Annotated in this window: 3 protein-coding genes; 2 read left to right on the top strand and 1 reads right to left on the bottom strand. The window is 37.4% G+C overall.

The genetic code is table 11. The annotated features are described in order from the left end of the window. Nucleotides 1-1,573, top strand: a 1,573-nt coding sequence (locus Q0L68_RS17160) for a glycosyltransferase family 39 protein (RefSeq protein ID WP_296705482.1), incomplete at its 5' end; no start/stop codon positions are given. Nucleotides 1,574-1,575: 2 nt separating this feature from the next. On the opposite strand, the gene Q0L68_RS17165 is transcribed toward Q0L68_RS17160, so the two are convergent. Then, a complete protein-coding gene (locus Q0L68_RS17165) occupies nt 1,576-3,297 on the bottom strand; it encodes a glycosyltransferase family 39 protein (RefSeq protein WP_296705483.1) in 1,722 nt (573 codons plus the stop codon). A 68-nt stretch (nt 3,298-3,365) separates the two neighbouring features. Between Q0L68_RS17165 and Q0L68_RS17170 the strand changes: the two genes are divergently transcribed. Then, a partial coding sequence (locus Q0L68_RS17170; RefSeq protein WP_296705485.1) for a glycosyltransferase family 2 protein occupies nt 3,366-4,222 on the top strand: 857 nt, incomplete at its 3' end.

Here is a 4,222-nt window from a genome sequence, read left to right on the forward strand (position 1 = left end):
ATTATTCAAACCCTCGGAACTCCGAGGGTTTTTCTTTTTCTTGCGAACTTTTACAATGAGGTCGAATCTATCATACAAATCGGCATTCTGGTTAGTCAGTTTGGCTATCATAATCGCCAAAATCTTGTTTTTACTCCGTCCGGAGTTGGATCTTTTTACCGAAGAGGCTCAGTATTGGCTTTGGTCAAGGAACCTAGCGTGGCATTATTATTCCAAACCACCATTAGTTTCATTCCTAAACTATATAAGCACCTCAATTTTTGGAAACAATGAATTTGGGGTTCGTTTCAATCCAATCATTTTTGGGTTGGGTACTTCTTGGGTTACATATCGATTTGGCTCCTACCTTTATGGAGAAAAAGTAGGGTTTTGGGCCGCTTTTATTTTACAGGCTATGCCTTTCTGGTGGTTGATTTCTTCTTTTCACACCACCGATACTTCGCTCACATTCTTTTGGTCACTAATGATTTATTGGCTTTATAGAGCAAATAAAGAGCAAGAAATTAAATGGTGGGTTTTTGCAGGCTTGGCTGCGGCACTGGGATTGATGGCTAAAGTTGTCATGCTATTAGTAATTCCATATTTGATTTTATTTTTTTGGCAGGAAGGGAGTATCGGCCGAAAATGGAAAAAAATGATACTTTTTTTCTTGGTAATGGCTCTTGGCTTCATTCCAGTTCTAGTCTGGAATTTCCAAAATGACTTTATGACTTTCAAACACGTAGCCAATTTGGCAGGGGCCGGTGGAGGGGCAGGTGGAGAAGAATCTTCATTTGAAATCGGTAAATCACTAGGACGTTTTTTCGAATTTATAGGTGGACAGTTGGCGATGATTTCCATTTTTCTTTTACCGTTAGTCTATGGTTCGGTCAAGAATGTGATTAAATATAGAAGTCAGGAGAAATTTTACTTGGTGTTGCCTGCATTATTGACTTTTGTAGGCTTCGGATTTCTCAGTTTTTTCACCGAAATATTAGTGAATTGGACTATTTTTTCATACATGGGTTTGCCAATTATACTTAGTGCTTGGGTCGTGGATCAATCTGAAAAATGGCTCAAATTCAGAAATTGGGCTGTTGCAATCAGTGTTGGCCTCCCATTACTTTTGATGTTACCGGATTTTACTTTTTTCAAATCAATTCCTGTCATAAAAAATGGAGAAAAGCTTTTATATAGAAGAATGTCAGGTTATGACCCCTTGGCATCCAGAATTGATTTTCTGGAGGACAGTTTAGGATTGGAAGAAGTTTTTGTGTTTTCTGAAACTTACCACATGGCGTCGGAACTTTCCTTCTATTTAGAAGATAATCCTCAAACGTATATGTTAAACATGGGAGCTAGAAAGAATCAATTTGACCTTTGGCCAGGGTTGGAGCAATTTGTTGGAAACGAAAAAACAGGGATTTTCGTAAGTTGGAATTATGATTCTCCTGGTAAATTTGCCCGATTTGAAACTTTAGAATATGAAGAAGATTTTCAGGTTTATTTTAGAGGTGATTCACTTAGGAAGGCAAAAATCCAGATTTGGAAAAATCTACAGGGATTTGATCCATACATTCCAGAGACATATTGATTTTACTTCTTCTTTAACCAATAATAGATTTTCCCGTTTTCTTTTATCAATTCACTAAAGTTCGGACTGCTAATATTTTGTAGTAGGAATGGGATTTTTTTGGAATCCCAATTTACAGAAGCTAATTGGACCTCGTAATTCTGGATAGGTAATTTTTCCAGAAGTTTATCCTCAACAATTAGATTTGGGTAATTCTTGGATTCCATGATGAGTTCTTCATCTGTCTTACTTTTTTCTCCGGTAAGATCTGTCATGTAAAATGATGGACCCAAATAGACTCTGATTTTGCTACTCACATGTATATTTCCAATAAATCCTATTTCCTCTTTTGGATCAATCGAATTGGTTTTGACGAAATCAGATATTTGTGATCCTTGTTCAGGGAGTGAGATTTTAGCAGTGGCAGTAGAAAGAATGAAAAACAAAAGGAGGATAGAATATGATAATGCTTTCGGGAGTTTATCACCTTTTAGATTAAGGCGGACTAAAAATGCTAGAATTATTATTCCGCAAGCAATTTGAAGGTAAATCCAAAGGGAACTTCCTAATTGAAGATTTATCCAAAGTGAAAAAATTAAAATAATCGTATTTAAGGCAAGAAAGACCCAGGTGCTAATTTTTAGACCAAGTCGTCTCGCTTCAAAACCACCTCGCACTAAAATCCAGCCTAATAATACAGCCAATACTGGAGCTACTGGTAAAAGGTAGCGTTCGTAAAATTTGGCAGTAAAAGCTCCCATTCCTAAAACTGCAATGATCCATAATAGTGCAAAACCAAAAAAAACTTTGTTTTCATTCCAAGTGGTTTTGATGTCTTTTTTGAGTTTTGCAGCAGCTAAGAAATTCCAGGGGATATAAATAGCTATTAGGAATGAAATAGCCAGTAATCCATTTTTTAGGATCAATAGATGTCTTGAGGTCATTCTACTACCCAACTGATCATCAAAAAAGCTATTTAAATAAGTTGGGCCGTGGATTATCCACATTGCTATAAACCAAAAAAGTCCGATAATCACAGCTACCACAATGGATGGAATGTGAAGGATTGTCTTAAAAGAAATTTTCTTCCAGGGATTAACTAATAGATAAATAAATGCTATTCCACCCATTCCTACTGCTGGAAGCCCTTTGATTTCAAATGCAAATGCCAAACTTAGATATAGAAGCCAGAGGTATTTTTTTGGAGTTTGATCTCCAAATTGAATAAGGGCAGCAAACCCAATGGCACTGGAAGTCATAGTAAGTCCTAATAAAACATCAGGAATGGATCGTGTCGCCGCAAAAATCAGAACAGGGTTGGCAGCGATGATCAGGGAAGATATCCCAGCAATTTTTTTATCCTGAAAAAGGATTTTAGCCAACCAATAGGTTAATCCAACTGTCAAAGCCCCGGCAATCAGGAAAAATATTCTGGAAGAAAATGCACTCACTCCAAAAAGTTTAAATCCTGCCAGAACCACCCAATAGGTTCCTATAGGTTTTCTGAATCTCAATTCTCCATTTCCAAGATAGGTAGTCAAGTAGTCTCCATTTTGAAGCATTTTTACTGCAGCATCTGTATAATACATTTCATCTGGAAAATGCATATGAAAGCTCAAGGCAAATGGTCCCACCAAAATGGCGAATGCTGCCATAACTACCCACGGATTGATCTGGTACTCTCTCAAAGACATCTTGCAAAGATAAGACGATTGAACGATGTCACACCAAATTTTCATTGGCATGCGGTAGCCATTTGTTGGTTTATTGTCATCGGAAGTATTTTCCCGTATTTTTGCCCAAATTTAAAACCATGAGCAAGCCCCAATTGTCAGTAGTAATTACAGTTTACAACGAAGAGGAAAATATTAAACCTTTGTTGGAGGCTACCTACTCAGCCCTGAAAGAAATCGATTATGAAGTAATTTTGATCGAAGATGGGTCTACTGATAAGACTGTTGCAGAGGTGAAAAAATATGCGAATGATCGAACCAAACTGATCATTTTCAACAGGAATTATGGGCAGACCACTGCTTTGGCAGCGGGAATTGATATGGCCAAAGGAGAATATATTGCGACTATGGACGGAGATTTGCAAAATGATCCAACAGACATACCAATTATGCTTAATATGGCTATAGATGATGATTGGGATGTAGTAGCCGGCCGAAGGGCAAATAGAAAAGATGGTTTTGTTCTCCGTAAGATTCCAAGCAAAATTGCCAATTGGGTAATCAGAAATACGACTAAAGTTTATTTAAAAGATTACGGATGTACGCTTCGGGTGTATAAGGCTGAAATTGCTCAGGGAATGGGGTTATATGGAGAACTTCATCGATTTATCCCAGTATTGGCAAAACAAGAGGGAGCGCGGATGACAGAAATGGATGTGAAACACCATCCTCGAATTCATGGAGAATCCAAATATGGATTGAGTCGGACTTTTAAAGTTATGGCAGACTTGATACTCATGCTCTTTTTTCAGAAGTATTTTCAAAGACCGATTCACTTGTTTGGCGGAATTGGAATAGTGGCTTTTTTGATTGGATTTCTGATAAACTTCTATTTGCTGATTCTAAAAATTATGGGGGAAGATATTTGGGGAAGGCCAATCATGATTTTAGGCTTTATATTGGTTCTAGGAGGAATTCAGTTTATTACTACGGGAAT

Origin of the sequence: Algoriphagus sp. (assembly GCF_024642405.1) — a bacterium.
Lineage (GTDB): Bacteria > Bacteroidota > Bacteroidia > Cytophagales > Cyclobacteriaceae > Algoriphagus.

What these genes read in the sequence shown, in the direction of transcription:
- Q0L68_RS17165 (WP_296705483.1), bottom strand. Translation starts at nt 3,297, where the DNA reads ATGCCAATGAAAATTTGGTGTGACATCGTTCAATCGTCTTATCTTTGC.